Annotated in this window: 3 protein-coding genes and 1 pseudogene; all 4 read left to right on the top strand. The window is 31.7% G+C overall.

The features are described 5' to 3' along the window. Positions 1–570: pseudogene (locus tag Q0F04_RS11505) on the top strand (hypothetical protein); the annotation flags it as partial. Between the two features lie 96 nt (positions 571–666). Further along, a complete protein-coding gene (locus Q0F04_RS11500) occupies positions 667–1,812 on the top strand; it encodes a hypothetical protein (RefSeq protein WP_295753427.1) in 1,146 nt (381 codons plus the stop codon). Between the two features lie 181 nt (positions 1,813–1,993). Next, positions 1,994–2,194 carry a helix-turn-helix transcriptional regulator gene (locus Q0F04_RS11495; protein ID WP_118011259.1) on the top strand — a complete coding sequence of 67 codons (201 nt, stop codon included), beginning with the start codon at positions 1,994–1,996 and terminating at the stop codon, positions 2,192–2,194. A 9-nt stretch (positions 2,195–2,203) separates the two neighbouring features. Further along, positions 2,204–3,727: an N-6 DNA methylase gene (locus Q0F04_RS11490; protein WP_295753425.1), complete on the top strand. Its 1,524-nt coding sequence runs from the start codon at positions 2,204–2,206 to the stop codon at positions 3,725–3,727. Positions 3,728–3,740: the final 13 nt, after the last annotated feature.

The following is a 3,740-nucleotide window of genomic DNA, read 5'->3' as shown; positions in this document are numbered from 1 at the left end:
GACATGAATGAACAGGAGAAAATGATTTATTACTTTTTGAATTGCCACAAAGGAATGGATGATAGTAAAATTAAGGTGATGATAGAGAAGGATGAGGTGATTCAAATGTTAGAGAAGCGTGTAGAAACCATATCGGATGATCGTTGGAAGAAAATAATACAAGATTTTCAAAAACTACATGAAAATGAAGAACGAATGGAACGGCAGCTTGAAATTGAAGAGCTTCAAAGAGCAAAAGAAGAGGTTCGTAAATTACAAGAAGAGACTCGAAAAGCACAAGAAGAAGTTGAAAAGAAATCAGAAGAAGCAGATAAGAAATCAGAAGAAGCAGATAAGAAATCAGAAGAAGCTCATAAAGAAAAAGAAGAGGCTCGTAAAGAAAAAGAAGAAGCGATAAAGGCAAAACAAGAAGCCAATAAACAGGTTGAAGATGCGAATAGACAAATTGAGCAGATGAATCAAGTAATGAAGCAAGGGATTAAAGCGATGCTTGAAAATGGGATGAGTTTAGAGCTTATTTCTAAGTCATTGTCAAAGAGTGAAGATGAAATTATGGAGTTATTGAAATAGTCCTTTCTAGAAATGTAAAAAGTGAAGATGATAATTGAGTCGCCTATAATATGGCGGCTCTTTTGGTGTATAATCTATTAAAAGGAATTTAGGAATATGATTAGTAGAAGAAGAATAATAGGGTTTGCGATTGGTAAAATGTTACGTCAGGATGGTTGGGCTGAGAAGTATAATCCTAAGAATCAGTTTCGTGTAAATCAATATGATTATATGAGTTGTAAAGAATATGTGGCTGCTTTACGTGAAAAGTGGCAGGAATATGAGGATCCTGAATGTGAATTTGAAGAGTATGTGGATGTTAATAAATATTCAAATTATGATGATTATGCCTATGATGTAGATGTTTATAGAACAAGGTTAGAGTGGCGTGATGAAATGGATTGTGATTGTGAGTTTGATGTAAATCCATGTGATTTTGAATATAAAGAGTATTATGTCAAAACTTTAAAGCGGGCTTGGAAAAAGGAATTGGATCCTTATGATGAGTTTGAATATATTGATTTAGAATTTATTGATGATGTGTATGATTATAAGGAAAGAATAGATGAGTGTAGAGAGTGGAAGGATGAACATGATTCGAATGATGAATATAATGTGGATCCAAGTGAATATGAGGATGAAGATGAGTATTTGGATGCATTAAGAAAGTTATGGAAAGAAAAGCATGATTATTTTAATGAGTTTGACTCAATTAATCCAAGGAATTATTCAAGTGAATCAGATTATTCGAAAGCAATAGAAAACAAGAAGAATTGGATGAATAAGTATGATAAGAATAATGCATATAAGTTAGATCCTAGTAGTTATGATAATGAAGAAGATTACTTGGATGATTTAAGGTGTTGTTGGCAACATAAGTATGATCCGGACAAAAGAACAATTATTAGTGTAAATGATTATGATACGGAAGAAGAGTATAGAGAATCTTTAGTAAACAATTGGCAAGAAAGATATGATCCACAACATAGATTCAATAGCTTTCAATTTGAAAGATTTACTACTGTCGATGATTATTTGGTTGAATTAAATAATCGAATAGATTGGATAAACAAATGTGATCCAGAAGGAATCTTTAGTAAGATAGATCCATCTAAGTATGACAATATGTTTCAATATCAACATGACCTTGATTTAAGAAAGGCATGGAAGAACAAGTATGATCCAGATAACATTCATAATGAAATAGATCCTTGTGATTATAGTAGTGTAGAAGAGTATCATAAGGCGTTAATGAATGATTAGTGGTAATTGCAGAGCAAGACTCTGCTTTTATTTTGGTTATTTTGTTAAACGTTAGTCATAATTTAATCTAACTTAATTTTAATCTTATCTTTTATTGACAAAATATTCATAAAAGTGAATATTTATTATTTAATACTGTAAGCGTTTCACGTATAATAGAGAAGTAAGCGAGGATCGATTTATGCAAATAAGTTATAATAAGCTATTCAAATTATTAATTGATAAAGGCATGAAAAAAACAGATTTGGCTAAAGAAGCTAAGTTAACACCGGCTACACTTGCAAAGCTTTCTAAACAGGAAACTGTATCTATGGATACGTTGATTCGTATTTGTGATTGTTTGGATTGTACATTTGATGATGTAGTGGAATTGATTAAGTAGGAGAGAGTTATGGTTACAGGAGAAATTAAAAATAAAATTGATGCACTTTGGGATGTGTTTGCGGCAGGTGGATTAACAAATCCATTAGAGGTAATTGAGCAAATCACATATTTAATGTTTATTCGTGATTTGGATGTTGCAGACAATAAAAAGGCAAAAGAATCAAATATGCTTGGAATACCTTATACAAGTATATTTGCGGCTGAAGTAATGATTGGCGAGCGTAGTATTGATGGAAATCAATTGAAATGGTCTACATTCCATGACTATCCTGCAAATAAACAATATGAAATTATGCAGGAATGGGTTTTTCCGTTTATAAAGATTTTACATAGTGATAAGGATAGTGCCTATTCTAAATATATGGATGATGCGATTTTTAAAATACCAACTGCATTAGTATTATCTAAGGTCATTGATTCTTTGGATGAGATTTATTGTTTAATGGATAAAACTACAAGTATGGATATTCGTGGTGATGTATATGAATACTTGTTGTCTAAGATTGCTTCAGCAGGACGTAATGGACAGTTCAGAACACCTCGTCATATTATTCGTATGATGGTTGAATTAATGAATCCAACGCCTCAAGAATTAATTTGTGATCCAGCATGTGGTACAAGTGGATTCTTAGTTGTTGCGAGTGATTATTTAATGGAAAAATATAGAAATGATATTTTGATGAATAAACAAAATCGTGATCATTTTATGAATCATATGTTCAATGGTTTTGATATGGATAGAACTATGCTTCGTATTGGAGCAATGAATATGATGACGCATGGTGTTGAATCTCCAAATATTGAATATCGTGATAGTTTATCAGATCAAAATACAGATAACAATAAATATTCTATGATTTTAGCCAATCCGCCATTTAAAGGGTCTTTAGATTATGATTCTGTTTCAACAGACTTATTAAAGATTGCGAAAACTAAGAAAACTGAATTATTATTCTTAGCATTGTTTATTCGTATGTTAAAAGTCGGCGGAAGATGTGCATGTATTGTTCCAGATGGAGTTTTGTTTGGATCAAGTAAAGCACATAAAGCAATTCGACAAGCAATCGTTGACGACAATCGTCTTGAAGCAGTTATCTCAATGCCATCAGGTGTATTTAAACCATATGCTGGTGTATCTACAGGTATTTTGATTTTCACCAAGACTGGTCATGGTGGAACTGATAAAGTTTGGTTCTATGATATGAAAGCTGATGGATTCTCGTTAGATGATAAACGTGCTCCTGTAAAAGAAAATGATATTCCAGACATTTTAGAAAGATTCAAGAATCTAGATAAAGAAGTAGATAGAAAGCGTACTGAACAAAGTTTCTTGGTTGATAAGCAAGAGATTATTGATAATGATTATGATCTATCTATCAATAAATATAAAGAAGTCGTCTATGAAAAGGTAGAATATCCACCAACAAGTGAAATTTTAGCTGATATTGAAGCTTTAAATAGAGAAATTGATAAGAATTTGGCAGAGTTAAAGGCTTTGTTGAATGATGGAAAGGAGGAAGAATCTGAATGATAAATTCGGATTT

This window comes from uncultured Holdemanella sp. (assembly GCF_934772795.1).
GTDB lineage: Bacteria > Bacillota_I > Bacilli_A > Erysipelotrichales > Erysipelotrichaceae > Holdemanella.
Note: the sequence above shows the minus strand (reverse complement) of the source record. Positions and strands in the feature narration are given on the sequence as shown.